Origin of the sequence: Chryseobacterium sp. 2987, from assembly GCF_031456375.1 — a bacterium.
Lineage (GTDB): Bacteria > Bacteroidota > Bacteroidia > Flavobacteriales > Weeksellaceae > Chryseobacterium > Chryseobacterium vaccae.
This window is the reverse complement of the sequence record NZ_JAVDUN010000005.1, coordinates 357,322-375,285: the sequence shown is the minus strand read 5'-3', so window position 1 is coordinate 375,285 and position 17,964 is coordinate 357,322. Positions and strand designations below refer to the sequence as shown.

14 protein-coding genes are annotated in these 17,964 nt (G+C 38.6%); 3 read left to right on the top strand and 11 right to left on the bottom strand.

Annotated elements, in window-relative coordinates:
- Positions 1-258 precede the first annotated feature (258 nt).
- On the top strand, positions 259-783 hold the full coding sequence (locus tag J2Y40_RS17145; protein ID WP_310000331.1) for an OmpH family outer membrane protein: 525 nt from the start codon (positions 259-261) through the stop codon (positions 781-783).
- Between the two features lie 109 nt (positions 784-892).
- Here the strand turns inward: J2Y40_RS17145 and J2Y40_RS17140 are convergent, their stop codons facing one another.
- The 9 genes from J2Y40_RS17140 to J2Y40_RS17100 form a co-directional block, all read right to left on the bottom strand.
- Entirely contained in the window at positions 893-2,044 is a 1,152-nt protein-coding gene (locus J2Y40_RS17140) for an efflux RND transporter periplasmic adaptor subunit (RefSeq protein WP_310000328.1), read from the bottom strand.
- A 7-nt stretch (positions 2,045-2,051) separates the two neighbouring features.
- Positions 2,052-6,389, bottom strand: a complete 4,338-nt coding sequence (locus J2Y40_RS17135; protein ID WP_310000326.1) for a CusA/CzcA family heavy metal efflux RND transporter — start codon at positions 6,387-6,389, stop codon at positions 2,052-2,054.
- A 251-nt stretch (positions 6,390-6,640) separates the two neighbouring features.
- Positions 6,641-7,003 (bottom strand): hypothetical protein, encoded by a 363-nt coding sequence (locus J2Y40_RS17130; protein ID WP_153392293.1) that lies wholly within the window; start codon positions 7,001-7,003, stop codon positions 6,641-6,643.
- A 390-nt stretch (positions 7,004-7,393) separates the two neighbouring features.
- Positions 7,394-8,041 carry a hypothetical protein gene (locus J2Y40_RS17125; RefSeq protein WP_153392291.1) on the bottom strand — a complete coding sequence of 216 codons (648 nt, stop codon included), beginning with the start codon at positions 8,039-8,041 and terminating at the stop codon, positions 7,394-7,396.
- Positions 8,042-8,114: 73 nt separating this feature from the next.
- Positions 8,115-8,684, bottom strand: a complete 570-nt coding sequence (locus J2Y40_RS17120) for a Crp/Fnr family transcriptional regulator (RefSeq protein WP_310000322.1) — start codon at positions 8,682-8,684, stop codon at positions 8,115-8,117.
- A 57-nt stretch (positions 8,685-8,741) separates the two neighbouring features.
- Entirely contained in the window at positions 8,742-9,521 is a 780-nt protein-coding gene (locus J2Y40_RS17115; protein WP_310000320.1) for a siderophore-interacting protein, read from the bottom strand.
- A gap of 7 nt (positions 9,522-9,528) precedes the next feature.
- Positions 9,529-10,704: an MFS transporter gene (locus J2Y40_RS17110; protein ID WP_310000318.1), complete on the bottom strand. Its 1,176-nt coding sequence runs from the start codon at positions 10,702-10,704 to the stop codon at positions 9,529-9,531.
- A gap of 82 nt (positions 10,705-10,786) precedes the next feature.
- The gene (locus J2Y40_RS17105) at positions 10,787-12,400 is read right to left on the bottom strand and encodes a Na+/H+ antiporter (RefSeq protein WP_310000315.1); all 1,614 of its coding nucleotides are present in this window, start codon (positions 12,398-12,400) and stop codon (positions 10,787-10,789) included.
- Between the two features lie 79 nt (positions 12,401-12,479).
- The gene (locus J2Y40_RS17100; RefSeq protein WP_310000313.1) at positions 12,480-13,088 is read right to left on the bottom strand and encodes a hypothetical protein; all 609 of its coding nucleotides are present in this window, start codon (positions 13,086-13,088) and stop codon (positions 12,480-12,482) included.
- A gap of 531 nt (positions 13,089-13,619) precedes the next feature.
- Between J2Y40_RS17100 and J2Y40_RS17095 the strand changes: the two genes are divergently transcribed.
- Complete coding sequence (locus J2Y40_RS17095) at positions 13,620-13,964, top strand: mannan-binding lectin (RefSeq protein ID WP_153392281.1); 345 nt, start codon at positions 13,620-13,622, stop codon at positions 13,962-13,964.
- A gap of 67 nt (positions 13,965-14,031) precedes the next feature.
- Here the strand turns inward: J2Y40_RS17095 and J2Y40_RS17090 are convergent, their stop codons facing one another.
- On the bottom strand, positions 14,032-14,814 hold the full coding sequence (locus tag J2Y40_RS17090) for an AraC family transcriptional regulator (RefSeq protein ID WP_310000311.1): 783 nt from the start codon (positions 14,812-14,814) through the stop codon (positions 14,032-14,034).
- A 72-nt stretch (positions 14,815-14,886) separates the two neighbouring features.
- Here J2Y40_RS17090 and J2Y40_RS17085 point away from each other — a divergent pair, with 72 nt between their 5' ends.
- On the top strand, positions 14,887-16,089 hold the full coding sequence (locus J2Y40_RS17085) for an MFS transporter (RefSeq protein ID WP_310000309.1): 1,203 nt from the start codon (positions 14,887-14,889) through the stop codon (positions 16,087-16,089).
- A gap of 1,161 nt (positions 16,090-17,250) precedes the next feature.
- Here the strand turns inward: J2Y40_RS17085 and J2Y40_RS17080 are convergent.
- Positions 17,251-17,541 carry a hypothetical protein gene (locus J2Y40_RS17080; RefSeq protein ID WP_310000307.1) on the bottom strand — a complete coding sequence of 97 codons (291 nt, stop codon included), beginning with the start codon at positions 17,539-17,541 and terminating at the stop codon, positions 17,251-17,253.
- Between the last annotated feature and the right edge of the window lie 423 nt (positions 17,542-17,964).

Below are 17,964 nucleotides of genomic sequence, written 5' to 3'. Positions count from 1 at the left end.
AATATAATGCTTTAACATGAGTTATGCATAGAATACTATTTTTAAAATTAAAAACCTGCGAAATATCATTGTTTTGCCAACGGATCCCGGATAAATGTATCGGGAACACTCTTTATTTCTCATATGAAAGTCGAGAAGTTAGCAGATTTGCTGGTTTTCAATCCTATGGGCTATAAGGAACAAAGGACATAATGAGATAATAATTAACCCCATCTGTCGTTCTTTAGATCATTAATAACCTTTAATACTCATTATACCATGAAAAACCTGAAAACACTCCTCACATTTTTAGTATTCTTATTTTTTAGTTTCAGCAGTGCACAAAAAACCGGTTATGTAGATATTCAGTACATTTTGGAGAAAATGCCTCAATATAAAGAAGCAGAAGCAAGATTAAATGCTCAGATTAAGACATGGGAGCTGGAGCTTCAGCGTTTACAGTCTGAGTACGAAATAAAAAAATCAAACTTTGATAGCGAAAAGGTTTTATTGGTCGGTAATCAGCTGAAGATAAGAGAAAAAGAAATAGAGGAACTTGAAAAAAGCATTAAAAATACAACCAGCTTAAGGTTTGGATCTAACGGAGAAATTACGACCCTCAGAAAAAACCTGATCATTCCCTTTGAAGACCAGATCCATAACGCGATCACCATAGTTGCTGAAAAGAATGGGCTGAGTACAGTCCAGAACAAAGACAACAATATCTTTTATCTTCAAAAAAGGTTTGACTATACAGAAAAAGTACTGGAATTTCTTTTAAAAGGAGCATCAGTAAAAAAATGATAACAAGAAATAAATGAGCATCATAAAAGTATAAACAAAAAAAGCAAAAAAGACAGCCTGAAACTGTTTCTCTTTTGCTTTATAAGTATAAGAAATAGATGAAGTACCTTTACTCTGCTTTGTTTTTAAGCATCATCAGCAGGCCGTAGGCTCCTTTCTGTACTATTTTTTTATTCTTCAGATGTTCCGCTTTTAAGATTTCTGTAAACTGATCATCTGAAATTCCGACAGTTACAGGAATCATTTTATACTGTGACTTACCAAGGTCTTCGAAAACATAGTTTTTATTCTCAAAAGACACCACAGATTCATTGGGTAATCCTTCCGTATAACGGCTGCTGATCACCACTTCAGCATTAATGTACATTCCTTTTACAAACTCGGAATTGGCGGTCGATAATTGAGCTATAGCCGTAGCAGAGCCTCCGTTTTCGATATTCGGAACAACGCTTATGATTTTGGCATTGGATTTCAATTCAGGATTCTGGTTGCTGTATACCAGGATCTCCTGCCCTGTTTTGATATCATTCACATCATTTTCAAATACCTTTAATTCCAGTAATAGTCCCGCTGGATTAATCAGTTCAAATAAAGTATCGGAAGGATTTACATATTGTCCGTTATTCACCAGGATTTTGCTTACAAAACCACTGAAAGGGGCATACACATTAATTCTGCTTCTGATATTTCCGGAATTCAGTCCTTTGGCACTGATCCCGATAATTCTAAGCTTTTCCTCCAGCCCTTTTAAGGTTGCATTAAGCGTGGAATAATCTGCCTGAGCCGTCTGTAAGGTTTTATCGCTGCTGGCTTTGCTTGTATTAAGATCCTTCTGGCGATTTAAATTCAGTCTTGCCGATTCCAGCTGGGCTCTGGTGACCAGATAGTCCTGTTGAAGCTGTATAAACTGAGGGTCTTCCACTACCGCAAGAACCTGTCCTTTACTGAAACGGCTTCCACTGATCACATTAATCGATTTGATATGTCCGCCCATAATGCTGGAAACCGAGCTGATATGTGACGGAGCAATTTCTGCCTTTCCATTCAGCCTTACCAATTTTTCCATATTTCTGTTATGGATGGAAGTGGTAGTCAATCCTACGGACTGAAGCTGTTTTTCCGAAAGATGAACCGTATTTTCATTGCCTTGGGCAAATTTTTTGTTCTCGTAAACAGTTTTTTCTTCTTCCTTTTTCCCGGAGCATGAAGATAAAACTAAGGTTAGACAAAGACTATATATTGATATTTTTTTGAAATGCATTCCGTTGTTATTTTGAAATTAAGAAATTAAGTTCCGCTCCGGTTTGGTTCAGCTTTTCCAGCTGGTCGATATAATCTGCTTTGATTTTAACAGCCTGGTTGACTAAAATTACCCAATCCAGATAATCGATTTCCCCGACCTCCATCTGCTTCCGCGCAGCATTCAGAATCGTTTCGGATTTAGGAAGCTGTTTCTGTTCATAGTTTTCAATGATCTTTTCCAGGTTCATATAATTACTGATCTGCTGTGAAAGCCTGTTTTTAAGCTCAATTTCTTTACGCTGATACTGATTTTCGGTAACAACGATTTTAGCTTCGGCAGCCTTAGTCAGGGCCCGCTGACCTTTAGTAAATACAGGAATTCCCACACCCACCTGAACAGAATTAAAACGGCTGTTATTGATGTTTTTCATGCTTTGGTTGGTATATCCAATCATAAGTTCGGGCAAAAGTCTGCTCTTTTCCAGCTGAACTTCAGCTTCACCGGCTTTAATCTGTTGTTGAAGATATTGCAGTTCAGGATGCTGCTTTACCTGGTCATCGGAAAGCTGAAGATTTACACCCATCAGCACTTTATCTGCTACCGGCTGATAAGGTATTTCGGACTGAAGGAGTAACTGAAGCTGTAGTTTGGCGATATTCAGATCGTTTTCAAGGGAATTCAGCTGTATTCCGGCCTGTTCTTTCTGTAAGACAGCTGTTGATTCTTCCAGGATATTGGCTTCTCCCTTCTTCAGTCTCAGACTTGCTTTTTCTGAAAATTGATTATACAGACCGCTGATGTATTCCAGGACTTTCTTTTTTTCCTGAAGAGTTAAAATCCTGTAAAATACATCAGAAACTTCTTTTGTAAGCTGATTTTTTGTAAGTTTCTGATTAATTATACTGGCATTCCATTCCGCATTCAAAAGCTGTTTTCTTTTTGAATACACGGTCGGAAAGCTGAACCTCTGTGATATGGTAAACGAGTTATCAGTTTCCTGCCCCTGAATCTGTCCTACAGCTCCGGAAAGTTCAAGCTGTGGAATATCAAGGTAACTGGCTTTCAGCTTTTCCTGATAATCAGATATTAATTTTGAACTCTTTAAAGTTCCGTTCTGCTGATAGGCCTTTTCCAGAGCCTGCTCAAAAGTAATGGTCTCCTGAGCACTGACTCCCCCAAATGAAAGAAGTAAGGCGAATACAGACAGCTTTTTATAGTTTACTTTTTTTGAAAATTTCATTTTACTTTTATTAATATGTTCAAACAGGACGTAAAGAATAGGCAGGACAAATAAGGTAAGGAGTGTCGCCAGCATAAGACCACCGATCACTACGGTTGCCAATGGCCGTTGTACTTCTGCACCTGCCCCATTGCTTAATGCCATCGGAAGAAACCCCAGGGAAGCTACAAAAGCGGTCATCAGAACCGGACGCAACCTAATTCTCGTTCCCATCAGTACAATTCTGCTTGTATTCTGTATTCCATTGTTTTTTAAGCGGTTGAATTCTGATATTAAAACGATTCCGTTAAGTACAGCAACCCCGAAAAGTGCGATAAATCCAACTCCGGCACTGATGCTGAACGGCATTCCTCTTAAAGCAAGAAAATAAACTCCGCCAATCGCCGATAATGGAATAGCTGTATAAATCAGAAGACTGTGTTTTACCGAACCGAACGCAAAGAACAGCAGCAGGAAAATCATAACCAGGGAAATCGGAACAGCAATTCCCAGTCTTGCTTTGGCCTCATTCAGATTTTCAAAAGCACCACCATAAGAGATCGTGTATCCTGATGAGAGTTTAAGACTTTTATCTGCTTTCTGCTGAAGCTCTTCCACAATGCTCTGAACATCTCTTCCGCGTACATTGAATCCTACCACAATTCTTCTCTTGGTATCTTCTCTCTGGATCTGATTAGGGCTGTTTTTCAGTTCCACTCTGGCCAGTTGAGACAAAGGAATCTGTTCACCGGAAGGCGTAGGAACCAAAAGATTCTGAATGCTTGAAATATCTTTCTTATGCTCATTATCCATACGCACGACGATATCAAACTTCCTTTCTCCTTCATACAAGGCTCCGGCTGTCTGCCCTGCAAAAGCCATATTGATCACCCTGTTGATTTCTGCCACAGAAATATTGTAACGGGAAAGTTCTGCCCGGTTATAATCAATAACGACCTGTGGGGCTCCTACAACAGGTTCCAGATAAAGATCCTGAGCTCCTTTTACCGTATTGATAATACTTCCCAGCTTTTTCGCATAAACCGCAAGACTGTCCAGGTCTTCACCGTAGATTTTGCATACCACATCCTGGCGTGCTCCGGTCATCAGCTCATTAAAACGCATCTGTACGGGGAATTGAAATCCTGTAGTAAGCCCCGGAATAACCTGAAGGGATTTACTCATTTTTTCAGAAAGCTCTGGGAAAGATTTTGCAGAGGTCCAGTCTTTTTTAGGCTTTAAAACAATGATCATATCTCCGGCGTCCATTGGCATTGGTTCTGTAGGAATCTCGGCACTTCCGATCTTGGTAACTACTTTTTCTATTTCGGGAAATTCCTTTAATAAAATTCCGGCGGCCTGCGTAGTTATTTTTTTGGTTTCATTGATATTACTGCCCTGAAGAATCCTCATTTCAACGGCAAAATCACCTTCTTCTAATGACGGAATAAATTCTCCTCCCATCCTGGAAAGTGTAACAACAGCACCCGCAAAAAGAACCAATACCCCAAAAATGATTGATTTTTTATATTTAAGGGCTTTGATCAGGAGTTTCTGATGACCAGCCTCTGCTTTGGCCATTACCTTATCTGAAATATTATCTTTTACTTTTTTCTTTCTGCTCAGTACCAAGGAGCTCATCATCGGAATATACGTTAATGAAAGAAGAAACGCACCAACCAGGGCAAATGCAACAGTCTGTGCCATAGGTTTGAACATTTTGCCTTCAATTCCCTGTAATGTAAAGATCGGAAGATATACAATCAGGATGATAATCTGTCCGAAAACAGCACTGTTCACCATTTTCGCAGCAGAACCGGAAACCTGGGCATCCATTTCTTTTTTGCTGAGAATATTATCTTTTCCGAAATGTTTTTTATGCGCGAGCTGGTGAAGTACAGATTCCACAATGATGACGGCCCCGTCCACGATGAGTCCGAAGTCAAGAGCACCGAGGCTCATCAGGTTGCCTCCTACTCCGAAAATATTCATCATAATAATGGCAAAAAGCATGGATAAAGGGATCACCGACGCTACCAACAGTCCTGCCCTGAAGTTTCCTAAAAACAGAACGAGAATGAAAACAACGATCAAGGCCCCTTCCATTAAGTTTGTTTTTACAGTACTGATGGTATTGTTTACCATTTTTGCACGGTCAAGGAAAGGTTCTATTACTACTCCTTCGGGAAGTGACTCCTGAATCTTTTCAAGCCTCTGCTTAATATTCCCGATCACTTCATTGGCATTTTCACCTTTCAGCATCAGGACAATTGCTCCGGAAACTTCTCCTGTGTCATTGTAGGTCATCGCACCATAACGGGTTGCAAATCCGATTTTTACGGATGCTACGTCTTTAATGTGTACCGGAATTCCTTCTTTCGTATCTGCCACCTGAATATTTCCGATATCTTCCGTACTCCCTAAAAGTCCTTCACTACGGATAAAAAGTACAGTTTCTTTTTTCTCAATATAAGCGCCACCCGTATTCTGGTTATTCTTTTCCAGCGCTGCAAATACATCATTAATATTAATATTGAAGGCCTGAAGTTTATTAGGATTGATAGCAATCTCATACTGTTTCAGTTTTCCTCCAAAGCTGCTGACATCTGCCACTCCTTTTGTTCCTAAAAGCTGACGTCTGATTACCCAGTCCTGGATGGTTCTGAGCTCTGTTTCATCATATACATGTTCGTAACCTTTTTTAGCCCGTACAACATACTGGAAAATTTCACCAAGACCTGTTGAGATAGGTCCCAGTTCCGGTTTTCCAATCCCTTCCGGAATATTTTCCTGAACAAGCTGAAGACGTTCCTGTACCTGCTGGCGTGCCCAGTAAACATCTGTATTATCATCAAAAACTACAGTTACCAGAGACAGTCCGAAACGTGAAAAACTTCGCAGCTCGGTAATTCCGCTGATATTGCTTGTAGCCTGTTCGATAGGAAATGTTACCAGCCTTTCAATATCTGCAGCTCCGTAAGACGGGGCTGTGGTAATGACCTGTACCTGGTTGTTGGTGATATCCGGCTGAGCATCGATAGGAAGCTTCGTAGTTTCATAAACCCCAAAAAGGATAAGCCCGATGGTAAAAAGAGCAATGATGAGTTTATTCTTTACAGAAAACTCAATAATTTTATTTAACATGAAAAATTTGGATTGATTATCCGGTGTACTTTATAAAGCCCTTTTCAGACTTTTGTTTCAGCTAAAATTGTAAATGCTTTAGTTTTGAAGAACAAACATGGTATGTAATATTCCTTTACAAGGACAAGTTATTCCACACCATTTTCAGTGTTTAAAGCGGAAAAAGTACTTTTATGTACAACGGATTAATTAATGGATAATAAGAATTGACTGCTTAAAGCTTAAGCATTAATTTTTAATATAAAGGACCATTAAGACTGCCGCGGAGGCTGGAAAATTCTGGAAAGATAAAGACTGGGAAAGTCTTTTTCCTGATAAGATGTTTTTTTCTGGGAAATAATGATTTCCTTAGGTTTTTCGATCTGAAAGTTGAGTTCCGGAAGCTGGGCTTGTACCATTAATACAACCGGAGGGTTAATAAATGGCAGTTTCTGGTCTGTATCCCAGTCGGAATCTTTTTTGTGATTGTCATAGTGCTCCATGACAAATTCAGCAAAATTTCCTTCATATTCCATAAGGTGCTCTACGAAGACAGGTACTTTGAGTACTTCCGCCGCATTAGTGGTAGCAAACACATACATCATTGAGCATACTATGGAAAACCATTTTAACATTGTTCTGCAAATATAAGGCTTAAATTTTTCCGGAAAGAATGTCTAACATTAATTTTTTGAGAATTTTCTCTTTATGATTCAGTCCAGAATAAATTAGGTTCGGACTAAGAAAGCTGAAAGGATGGCAGTCTCTGGGTTGGAAAACGCAAGGGTGCAAAGTTTTTGATTATGCTAACGTTTTTAAGGCGAAAGAAAATCCAAGATTTTCGGCAAGTCGTGCAGTATTAAATTTTATCGGAGATAAAATCTTTGCGCCTTTTATACTCATAAAGCTGGTAAAAAATAGCGTCCTTGCGCAAACCCAACAACAGTGAATTCAAACAGATTCCTAACTTCTATTTTCTAATTTCAAAACCTGTCTATATCTAAAGTTATTATCCTGAACCGTAATCAATATATTTTCAAAATTCTGAACGAGGGATCTTTTCTGATGTACCTGGAAACAACTTCTGTAACTGATGCATTCCCTAAAATATAAGCGATGGTATTTTTTGCATTTTCCGGGAAATGATACCGGATATGCTCAATAACCTTTTCTGGTTTAACAGGCTTTGAAATGAAAAAATTCAAGGGAAAACTGTGATCCAGGTCGGGGAAGAGCTCTTCATCCTGTTCCGCATAGATCAGGCTGCTGACCGTTTTACTTACGGATAACGTCCTGTTGATCTCATATAACCGGGATAATGAAGTCACATCGCCAATCAGGAAATAATGTTCCCCTGTTTCGTCAGCTTCAGATGCGTCTGATATTTGTCTGAAAAATACAGTATCTCCTTCCTGAACGGCTTTTATCCATTGGGAGGTTTCTTCTGAGAAGGTGTGGACAGCAAAATCAGCGGTGTGGTAAACGGGTTCGTAATTCCAGAAAGGATATTGATGAACTTTACTTTGCGGATCATAATAAGGATTGGAAAAGAAAAATTCAGCCGTATTTCCCTGCTGTAAAAAGTCTGAACTTTGTATTTTTAAATGATAGGTATGGGCTGCAATTTTAGTTTTCAGCAGGACAATTCCCATGAAAATATCTAATTTGTTCATGATCTGAATATTTAAGAATTACAAAATCGGAAAACCGTGTTGTTCTAAAACATGGATTCTGGCCAAAAGAAACTTAAAGCTTGGATTTCAGCCTGCTTAAGGTCTCCTGGGAAATATTGAGATAGGAAGCCACCATTTTATTGGATAACCTGCGTACAATAACCGGATTCTCATCCAGCAGCTGGCGGTATTTTTCAAGCGCATCCTGAACCAGAAAAGACATCAGTCGTCTGGTATTGGTAACATAGGCAATTTCAAGATAGATCCTGTAGAATTTCTCCCATTGCGGAATAATATCAAGTAAATGATAAAAACTCTGGTGAGTTATGTAATACACTTCCGACTCTTCTACGGCCTGAATAAACTCCTCCGAAGGTTCTGAAGTAATAAAACTGACGAGCGCAGTGGCAAACTGATTTTCAAAAGCAAAATACCGGGTAGAGTCCTGCCCTTCTTCATTGATGAAAAATATCCTGAGACAGCCTTTTACTACGAAAAAAGTCCGCTGGCTGGTCTGCCCGTTGGTAAGAAGAAGTTCATTCTTTTTCAGTCTGATAGGTTTAAAATAAGAAAGAATGGTATTCATTTCTTCATCCGTCACCGATATTTTGTTTTTAATATATGAGCTTAACAGTTCTTCCATTGATGTGAATCAGTTATCAGCAAATGTAGCAATAAATGGCTGTATTTCCTCGTTTTCTTAAGGTTTCCCTTCCTCTTCAGACTGTCCGGATTTCCAATATGAACAGGTGTATAATCCATAAGGATCCCAGTTCAATTCTGTTTTGAAATAGTCTTTAATCGCTTTTATTGTGGAATATTCTGCGGCGGCGTAGATGTATTTTTTCAGTATTCCTCCGGGAAGGTCAATATTTCTGGCTGTATCTGCAAGTATGCTCCCTTTTTCAGGTTCTGCATTATGCAGCCAGTGTACAGATACATCCGCGGCAGAACACAGGATCATTTCATCTTCTTTTCCGTATACTTCCAACAGTACTTTTGCCGTAACGTAAGACGGAAGTTCTTCTACAATGGCACAGATCACCGGAAGGGCTGTTGCATCACCTATGAACAGATAGAAATCGGCATCTGGAACCAACGGCCTGGAACTTTGCTTCATTCCTACTTCAAGTGTTTCACCGGGAACAGCTGTTAAAGCCCATGCTGAGGCCGGTCCGTTGTCTCCGTGAGCGACAAAATCAATCAACAGCTCTCTGTTTTCCAGATCAATTTTACGATTGGTATAAGTTCTTGTGATAAACTCCCAATCAGCTTTGATTCGCTTTTCGTCTGATGATATTAATGATTTTGCGGGAATAAAAAGTTTATTATTGGAGCCCGATTTTACATAAGTCAGCAATTCTTCCTGCTGATCATCAATTTCAAAAGCCACGCGGATAAAATGAGGGGTCAGGAATTTTTTACCTTTAACAGTAAACTTAGAACGTATTTTTTCTGTTTTTATAGAATTTGGGGTCATATCTGTTTTATTTTTTATTCAACATGAGGATGATTAAAGAAAGAACACAGCTGACTCCCCCAAACAAATACACGGTCTGATAACTAAATCCAGTGGCAACAATCCCTGCAACGGGACCGGCAAGCCCCAGTGAAAGATCTACAAAAGCTACATAAGCACCCAAAGCTGTTCCTCTCATCTGTGGTTTTACTTTTTGAATGGCCAATACTCCCAATGCCGGAAAAACCAGTGAAAATCCTACTCCCGTTAATCCACATCCGATAACTGCACCTGTTCTGGAAGCGGATGTCCAGATCAGAAGCTGTCCGATTACCTCGATGATAAGAGAAATGAATGCAATTCTAAAGCCCCCGTATTTATCTGGAAAAGAAGCAAAAAAGATCCGGGTAAGAACATAACAGGCTCCAAAAGTCATGAAAACCAGAGAAGCATCACCCCAGTTCCTTTCTGTGAAGAATAAAGCAATAAAAGAAGCGATACATCCAAATGCCATGGAAGAAAACGCCAGACTGATCCCCTGCCCGGAAATAGCTCCGATAACTTTATAGAAAGGGGTTCTCACGTGATCTTTATCCACTGGGATTGAAGGTAATTTCATGGTCGCGATCCAGCTTACAAAAGGTAGCAGAATAATAAGCATAAATGCTGGGAAATCGCCATATCCTTTACTGATCCAGATACCCAACGGAGCCCCGATAGCAATCCCGGCGTACATGGCAATTCCGTTCCATGTCATTACTTTTCCTGAATTGGAGGGTCCTGCCAAACCTATTCCCCAAGTTAAAGCGCCAGTAACCAGAAAGCTTTCACCTACCCCATGAATAATTCTTGCCAGCAGCAGAAACGAAAGTGCCAATGCCGGATTTTTCTGAAATGATACAGCCAGCACATAAGCGATTCCAGCGATAACAGCCAGGATTACCCCTGTCATTTTGCTGTTCTTGGCTCCTTTTGTATCTGTGATCTTTCCGGAATAAGCCCGTGTTAAAAGAGTTGACAATGACTGCAGCCCGATAACAAGACCTATCATAATACTGTCAAAGCCCAGATTCTTCTGAACAAACTCCGGCAGCACACCTAATGCTGTTCCAATGGTAAGGTAAACCCCGAACACCGATATAATGATGGGTGCGGCGGCCTGATAGAAGCTGAGGGTCTGTCCTTTTTCTAATGTTGTACTCATAAATTTGTATATAAAAATATTCGGATGCAAATGTCTTGTAAGCGGTAATGCAAAACTTTGACTTAAGTCAAAAAAGAAAAAATCATTGAACGGAAGAAATGCTACTATTGCTCAGAGTTTCCATTTCATGGTGGATTGTAGCCGTCCAGAAATCCAGTTCCCATTCTTTTTTACGGATCACTTCAAGGGAAAATTCGCCGGTATGATAGCTTTTGATCAATTCTTTTCTCTGGTGGCCGACAAGCTGAAGTTCCAGATCATAATACACTTTTTTAAGGAAAGCCTGATCTCCGGTAGAGGCCGAATCTTTTTCAGTGTTAAGGATGTCTTTTTCTTCTTTTTCCAGCTTTTCTGTCATTTTTGTCAGGGCATGCTGTGTAGCAGCACTTTCGCTTTTAAAATTCCTCAGAAATAAGATTGATTTTTCGAGAAGCTGTCTGTTCAGTATTTCTTCATTCTGTACGTTCTGTGCTACAGGTTTTATCATTCTGATGAGCTTCGGAAGGGTAAGCCCCTGTATCAAAAGTGTAAAAAGAATCACAACAAAAGTGATGAACAGGAGTGTACTTCTCTGTTCAATTGTGATGCTATGATGAAAAGGCAGGGCTAATGCAGCTGCCAACGAAACCACGCCCCTCATTCCCGACCATGATAAAATAAGATATTCTTTTTTGGTCTGGTTCATAAAACGGTGTCGATTTTCCGGAATCTTATCGGAAAAAACGGGAAATACAGCTAGAATAAAGAGTCTGATGACGACGAGGATAATGAATATCAGAAATCCATATACTATGAGAACCGGCAGCCCGGAAACCGGAATATCTGCTATTATCTCAGGCAGCTGCATTCCAAGGATAAGAAATACCAGCCCATTCAATACAAAAATGATCACCTCCCAGAAATTCCCCATCTGTATCCTGCTGCCTGCACTGAAGATGAAAAATGAATTCCAAGAAAGAAACATTCCAAGGGTGACAACAGCCAGCACTCCTGAGCAGTGTAAATGTTCTGCCATGCTATATACGGCAAAAGGCAACAGCAGAACAGCAAATGTTTCCGCATTACTCTGGTCGTTAAAATATCTGTGAAGTTTCAGAAAGAGGAAACCGGGAAGCAGTCCGGCTATGATCCCTCCCAGACTTGCTGTTATAAACTGAGTTCCTGCATCCCAGAAAGAGAAAACTCCACTGGTAACCGCTGCAACGGCACATTTATAGGCAATAAGTGCTGAAGCATCATTCAGCAGGCTTTCTCCTTCAAGGATGGTGACCAGTTTCTGAGGGATGGGAAGATTTTTTGTGATACTGGTAGCGGCAACTGCATCAGGAGGAGAAACAACAGCACCGAGAATAAATGCGAGCGGCCAGCTAAATCCCGGAATCATGCTGTGCACGGCAAAAGCAATTATTGTGGTGGTAAGAAATACCAATCCTACAGCCAGAACAGATATTTTTGAAAATTCTTTTTTAAAATCCGGAACTGAGGTATTCCAGGCCGCATCAAACAGAATTGGGGGCAATACCACATAAAAGATCATTTCCGGGCTCATTTCAATGGAGGGAACCAGCCCTGTAAGACTGAGTATAAGTCCTGCCAATACAAGCAGAACAGGAAGCGTCAGTTTAATTCTGTTTTTTACCGAAATAATGACGATTAAGATAATGGATATCCATATAATTTTTTCTAGTTCTGCCATAGCTTATTTTTTAAGCGGCGAAAATAAGCAGAAGGCGGTTCCGGAACTTTGATTTAAGTCAAAAAAAGATATTCCGATATCAGTCAAAATCCAAAAAGCCATCAGCAAGCTGTTTCCACTGGATTTTTGAAACTCCCATTATACCTCCTGCTGCGACCATTAGATTGCGGATCACATCGATAAACTTAGCTTTAAAATTAGGGGTTTCATTTCTTCCATATACTGCAGCTTTCAAATGGCCTGGAGTTCTGGATATCATAAATGTAGAGGTCGCTCCGGCACTGTAAAAATGAGCAATGTGGCCTTTATTTTTTATTTGGGGATCTCCGGAGGGCCGGCAGGTTATCTGTATTCTTTCTGATGTATTATCCTGGTAATAGCAGATCTCTGTAACTTCTACCCAATCATACCCTTTGGCCTCCCTTTCTCCAGGTCCTGGAATGTTAATCCTCATATAATCTCCTTTCTGTGGATCTCGGTCAACTTCTTTTCCTGACGATTCATGGAGCCTAAAATCAGCAAAGCCTTCACCGCAATAGCTTTTCCATCTGTTTACTGAAAAAAATCTCTTTTTCAGCATTTCAAACTTTAATGGTAGAAGAGCTTCTTCATACTGCTTCCGGCTTTCTGTATCATGAAATCCACCTGAATGTTGTTGCGGGACTCCTTTAATTAATTTTGGTTTCATATTTTTGTGGTTTGGCAGAATAAATTAACGAAAATAAAGGGTAGCTTTTTATGAGCAGAATCACAATACCTTCATTTTCTGTTCAGCTATCTGCATAATTTGGTTATTTCTTTAGGATTTTCTGCTGGCACCAATATTTTGTAAATAAGCAAATGATAACAGGAATTGATTAGTGAATCATTATTTTTATCTAGAATGAATATTTTTTAAAATATTATATCAAAACAATGTTTTGCATAATGTAATTTTTGCTTATATTTGTGGATCGAAATAATTTTTTTTCATCATTTGTGTTTTTTTAAGGTCTCCCTTTTACGGGGACCTTTTTTGTTTATTTAACTATAATCATTTATTCAATATTTAAATGAAAATGCCTTTTTAGGATTCTGAAATTCTATTTTCGGAGCTGATTTCTTATTTTTTCTCCTTTAGGTGAAAATACCTAGTCTATTATTTGGTGTTTTCTACGGTAGTATATCTCTCTTTAAAGTGACAACTTTGTAATGTTAAATAACCCAAAAACTTTACATCATGTCAAAATTTAAAATCAACATCGTTGCAGGTCCGCTTTGGAGCAACGACGAAGCCCAGAAACTAGGAGGCCGTATTGCTGCGGCTCATTTAGGAAAATTTACCGGACAATGGAGCACTATTGTTGAAGGTGCGATGAGTGTTATCGAAGTTGAATACGATACAGAGCCATCCGGAAGCACTGAGTATAAAATGAATGTTCTTGCAGGACCTATCTGGAGCAATGAAGATGCTAAAGAAGTTTGTCCTGCGATATGTGCTTCCTACGGCGGAACCTGGACAGGCGCCTGGAGCACTGTAGTTGAAGGAAAAATGAGCGTTTGTGAATGCTTATTTAAGTTCTAAAAAAATTAATTATAATTATAAAATCTCCGAAAATCTCCGGAGATTTTTTTTTGTTTTAAAAAAGGTCTTATTTCATATTTTTTATAAAATCAGAAGGCCGGAACTGCATTACAGACAAAAAGCTTCTTGTAAAAGACTGTACGCTTTTATATCCTGTTTCGTAAGCAATTTCAGAAATGGTAAGGCTTCCTGAGCTCAACAGCTCCATACTTTTAATAATCCGGAGGATTTGTTGGTATTTGTTCAGAGTACTGCCTGTTTCTTTTTTAAAGATGCGTTCCAGAGTACGCAGAGAAAACAGGGAAATCTCACTAAGATCTTCTATTCTTATATCTTCCCGGTAATGGCTGTGGAGATAATTGATGGCTTTTGTGAGACGCTTATCCTGCGGAAGGCCAATATGAAGCTTTATAGCATGTTCTACAAAATGAGGAAGTTCATTGAAAAGTGCTTTGAGAAAAATCTGTTCATTAGGATCAATTGATTGATTTTTTGACCATTTTTCAGCATACTTAATCATTCCCTTTAAAACCGGAGGAACGGAGAAAACATTGATTTCCTGATCAAAAGTTCTTCCCGGTTCAGCATTGGCAAACATAATCATCAGTTTTATTTTCTCAGAATGCGAATTGGTCTTGTGAACAGCACCGGGAGGAATCCATACCGCGTGATTCTGTGGAAGCAAATATATTTTCCCTTCAATCGTAATATATTGGAAACCGCTTTCTACATAGACGAGCTGCCCTTTCTGATGAGAATGAAGAATATCATCATGTTTCCAGTCTTCTTCAAACCACACAAAATACGTTTTTTTCAATTCATCAATGTCTATACTGTTATGAGAATTCATGTCGTTTCAGGTTAAAACTTTGGCAAAATTAAACAAAAATACTGAAGTAATTTTGCATTAAATATTTCCATCATGAAAAGTGAAACAAGAAAGAATGCGTCTTACGCCCTGCTGATCATTAATGTACTTGTTGTCATATTGGTTTCCAGCAACCTCAGGTCTCCTATCATTTCGGTAGCTCCGGTACTGGGTGATATACGGGATGCAATGAAGCTGGATAATTTCCAGGTAAGCCTTCTTACTTCTATTCCCTTATTTATGTTTGCTACGTGTTCTGTATTGGTGAGCCGTTTTTCGCACCAATTCAGTATCAGCCGTTTTTTGATGTATTCACTGATTATTTTGAGTTTCGGGCTGTTTCTGCGCATTACAGGATCTGTCTGGATGTTATTTCTGGGCTCTGTGTTTATCGGACTGGGAATTTGTATCGGAAATGTGGTAACACCGGGGTATGTTAAGAATAATTTTCCAAAGCAAATTGGTTTAATGACCGGTATTTTTGCTGTAGCAATGAATCTTACGGCGGCCCTGGCTTCAGGGTTCAGTGTGAAAATTGGTGAATGGACGGGATTCGGATGGCGTGGTTCTCTGGGAATATGGCTGGTTATTGCCGGTTTGGGACTATTTGTACTTATCCTGGAGCTTATTTTTAATAAAAAAAATCCGGATCAGACAAAAGCAGCATTAAGCAATTCAGATTTTAATATGTTCAAATCTGCTCAGGCATGGAATATCAGTATATTCATGGGATTACAGTCATTATTTTATTATTGTATGGTGGCGTGGCTTCCTTCATTCCTTAGCGATTATCATATGCAGGGAGACAGTACAGGCTGGGTACTTTTTGTAATCCAGATCACCATGATTCCTATTACGTTCTGCAGTCCTATCATTGCCAATAAGATGAAAGATCAGAGAATATTGATTGTATTAATCTGTGTTCTGATGCTGATCAGCACAATGATGTTTGCATGGCTTCAATCACAATGGATCTATGTGAATGCGGTAATTATCGGCATTTCTAATGGTTTATCTTTCAGTTTGTCTATCCTGTTTTTTTCAACAAGAACAAAAAGCAGCGCCAATGCGGTGAAAATATCCGGAATGGCTCAGTCTGTAGGCTACCTGATTGCTGCATTTGGACCTCCGGTTTTCGGAAAACTACATGACTGGGATGTTTCGTGGAAAAGTTCTTTCTATTTTTTAAGCTTTGCAGTTGTTCTCATGTTTTATTTTGGAATGAAGGCTGCAAGACATAAATATGTTGAGGATTAAAGTGGATTGGTCTGAAAAGTAGGGAGAAATAATTACCCCACGTTTTGGACCTGATCCATTAAAATGTGTGATATCTTTAAAGAATGAAATTTTCTGGAGTAAATAAGTAAAGTCTTTGAAAATATTTGAAATGATCATATAAATACAGGAAATAATGCTAGATTCTTCCGCAGGGCAGCAGATAATACAACAGGGTGTCTGACCTGCGGAAAGAATACAAAATTATATCATAAAGAATCTAAGACTCTCTATGAAAACATTTAAAATTAGCAGTATCATAGTTTGATTTAAAATCGGATTAAATTTATTCTTCCGCAGACCGGCATATTACTGATGAAACCACAACCATATTCGCTTTTTTGCCAAATCTGCGTGAAGAATAAAAAATATTAACATAAAAGATCTTTACTTCTTAATCTTTCTCCCACAGACGAGCAGATTTCTGACAAACCACAACCATCAGTGCAATCTGCTGGGTCTGCGAGAGAAAAATCATATAAAAAGGGATTATAAGCATTATTAAATACTTGTAATCTATGAAAAACTGTCTCATTGTTTCAGATACAGTATTTTTCCTATTGTTTTAATTAAAGGGAGTATAGAAGGAAGTAAAAGCAGCATATTACATTCAGCGCCATGCTGCTCTTTTTATGAATTTGTTAAAATTTAGAGTTTTCATGGTTATTAGTTTTTAACTCTACACTTCCTTTATCTATTGTTTACAATATAATACTGTAAACAGATTAACTGTAGTAAAAACAACACCGGCATTTCCCCTTTGTACCGATGCTGTTTGTTTTTTCTGCCCTACCGTCAACAGTTATAAAAATAGAAGAAAAACAGCAGGAAATTACGAACAGGTGTCCTGTTGTAAAAAGGCAGAGCAGTTTTTGTGCTGTTTAAAACAAAAGTTGTCATGGTTACTAATTCTTTAGGCTTGTCTATTCCTTTCTTCTTTTTTATAAATGGTAATTCACTCAGAACAGCTTTTTTATTGGGCTGTTAATGATGAGTTTTCATGGTTATAGTTTTTAATTTTTTATAATGTATCAGGGTTTCGGGAAGTAAAAAGCGGCACGCCTGTTACATCAGGTTTACTGCGGCAATTGACAGTACCGCTTTCTTTATTGCTCTGTTTAAAACTAAAAGTTTTCATGGTTATTATTCTTCCAACTTCAGATGTCCTTTCTTCCTTTTATAAATTATATGCAGTATAATGATTATGGTCATTATTCCGATCAGCCAACAGCCAATCCATTGAAAGAAAATCAGAGAAAATTCTTCATTATCCCCAATACAGTCTATTGTATATCCCCAGATGGTTTTTCCTTTTCCGTTTTCAGAAATATTTCTGCATGCACAGTATTCTGGAAGTACCAGCAGAATATTCACTGCCAGCAACAAAATCCAAAATACAATCAGAATGTTCCGTAAAACTTCAATGGCCTTCATAGGGCAATAGCATTTTTTGTTTTTTCCGTTTTATATTTATTTCAAAGAACTTAATCATTGGTTTTTTAAACCAGTCAAAAACAGGTGTTTCATTAAACGGTTACCGAGAAATAATTCCGGTTCCTGATGAACTTCTGTTGTTTCTTATTTCAAAAGTAGATAATATTTTCATCCCTTCCCTCTTTCATTTACAATCCGCTTGATGCCGTTTACAATTCGCAAAAAAAGCCTTATATGAATGGATAAAAGGTACCTCAAAATTCCTTAAGAAGTGAATCTTATTATTTTTTCTTACTATATTCTACTTTCAGTGATTAAGTTATTCTGTTATGTACTGAATGAGTCTGGGCTGGACCGGGTATGCCTTTTGATGATTAAAAAAGAATTAAATTCCGATGATTTTCAATCGTTTTCATTGAAAAA

What these genes read in the sequence shown, in the direction of transcription:
- J2Y40_RS17145 (WP_310000331.1), top strand. Translation starts at nt 259, where the DNA reads ATGAAAAACCTGAAAACACTCCTCACATTTTTAGTATTCTTATTTTTT.
- J2Y40_RS17140 (WP_310000328.1), bottom strand. Translation starts at nt 2,044, where the DNA reads ATGCATTTCAAAAAAATATCAATATATAGTCTTTGTCTAACCTTAGTT.
- J2Y40_RS17135 (WP_310000326.1), bottom strand. Translation starts at nt 6,389, where the DNA reads ATGTTAAATAAAATTATTGAGTTTTCTGTAAAGAATAAACTCATCATT.
- J2Y40_RS17130 (WP_153392293.1), bottom strand. Translation starts at nt 7,003, where the DNA reads ATGTTAAAATGGTTTTCCATAGTATGCTCAATGATGTATGTGTTTGCT.
- J2Y40_RS17125 (WP_153392291.1), bottom strand. Translation starts at nt 8,041, where the DNA reads ATGAACAAATTAGATATTTTCATGGGAATTGTCCTGCTGAAAACTAAA.
- J2Y40_RS17120 (WP_310000322.1), bottom strand. Translation starts at nt 8,684, where the DNA reads ATGGAAGAACTGTTAAGCTCATATATTAAAAACAAAATATCGGTGACG.
- J2Y40_RS17115 (WP_310000320.1), bottom strand. Translation starts at nt 9,521, where the DNA reads ATGACCCCAAATTCTATAAAAACAGAAAAAATACGTTCTAAGTTTACT.
- J2Y40_RS17110 (WP_310000318.1), bottom strand. Translation starts at nt 10,704, where the DNA reads ATGAGTACAACATTAGAAAAAGGACAGACCCTCAGCTTCTATCAGGCC.
- J2Y40_RS17105 (WP_310000315.1), bottom strand. Translation starts at nt 12,400, where the DNA reads ATGGCAGAACTAGAAAAAATTATATGGATATCCATTATCTTAATCGTC.
- J2Y40_RS17100 (WP_310000313.1), bottom strand. Translation starts at nt 13,088, where the DNA reads ATGAAACCAAAATTAATTAAAGGAGTCCCGCAACAACATTCAGGTGGA.
- J2Y40_RS17095 (WP_153392281.1), top strand. Translation starts at nt 13,620, where the DNA reads ATGTCAAAATTTAAAATCAACATCGTTGCAGGTCCGCTTTGGAGCAAC.
- J2Y40_RS17090 (WP_310000311.1), bottom strand. Translation starts at nt 14,814, where the DNA reads ATGAATTCTCATAACAGTATAGACATTGATGAATTGAAAAAAACGTAT.
- J2Y40_RS17085 (WP_310000309.1), top strand. Translation starts at nt 14,887, where the DNA reads ATGAAAAGTGAAACAAGAAAGAATGCGTCTTACGCCCTGCTGATCATT.
- J2Y40_RS17080 (WP_310000307.1), bottom strand. Translation starts at nt 17,541, where the DNA reads ATGAAGGCCATTGAAGTTTTACGGAACATTCTGATTGTATTTTGGATT.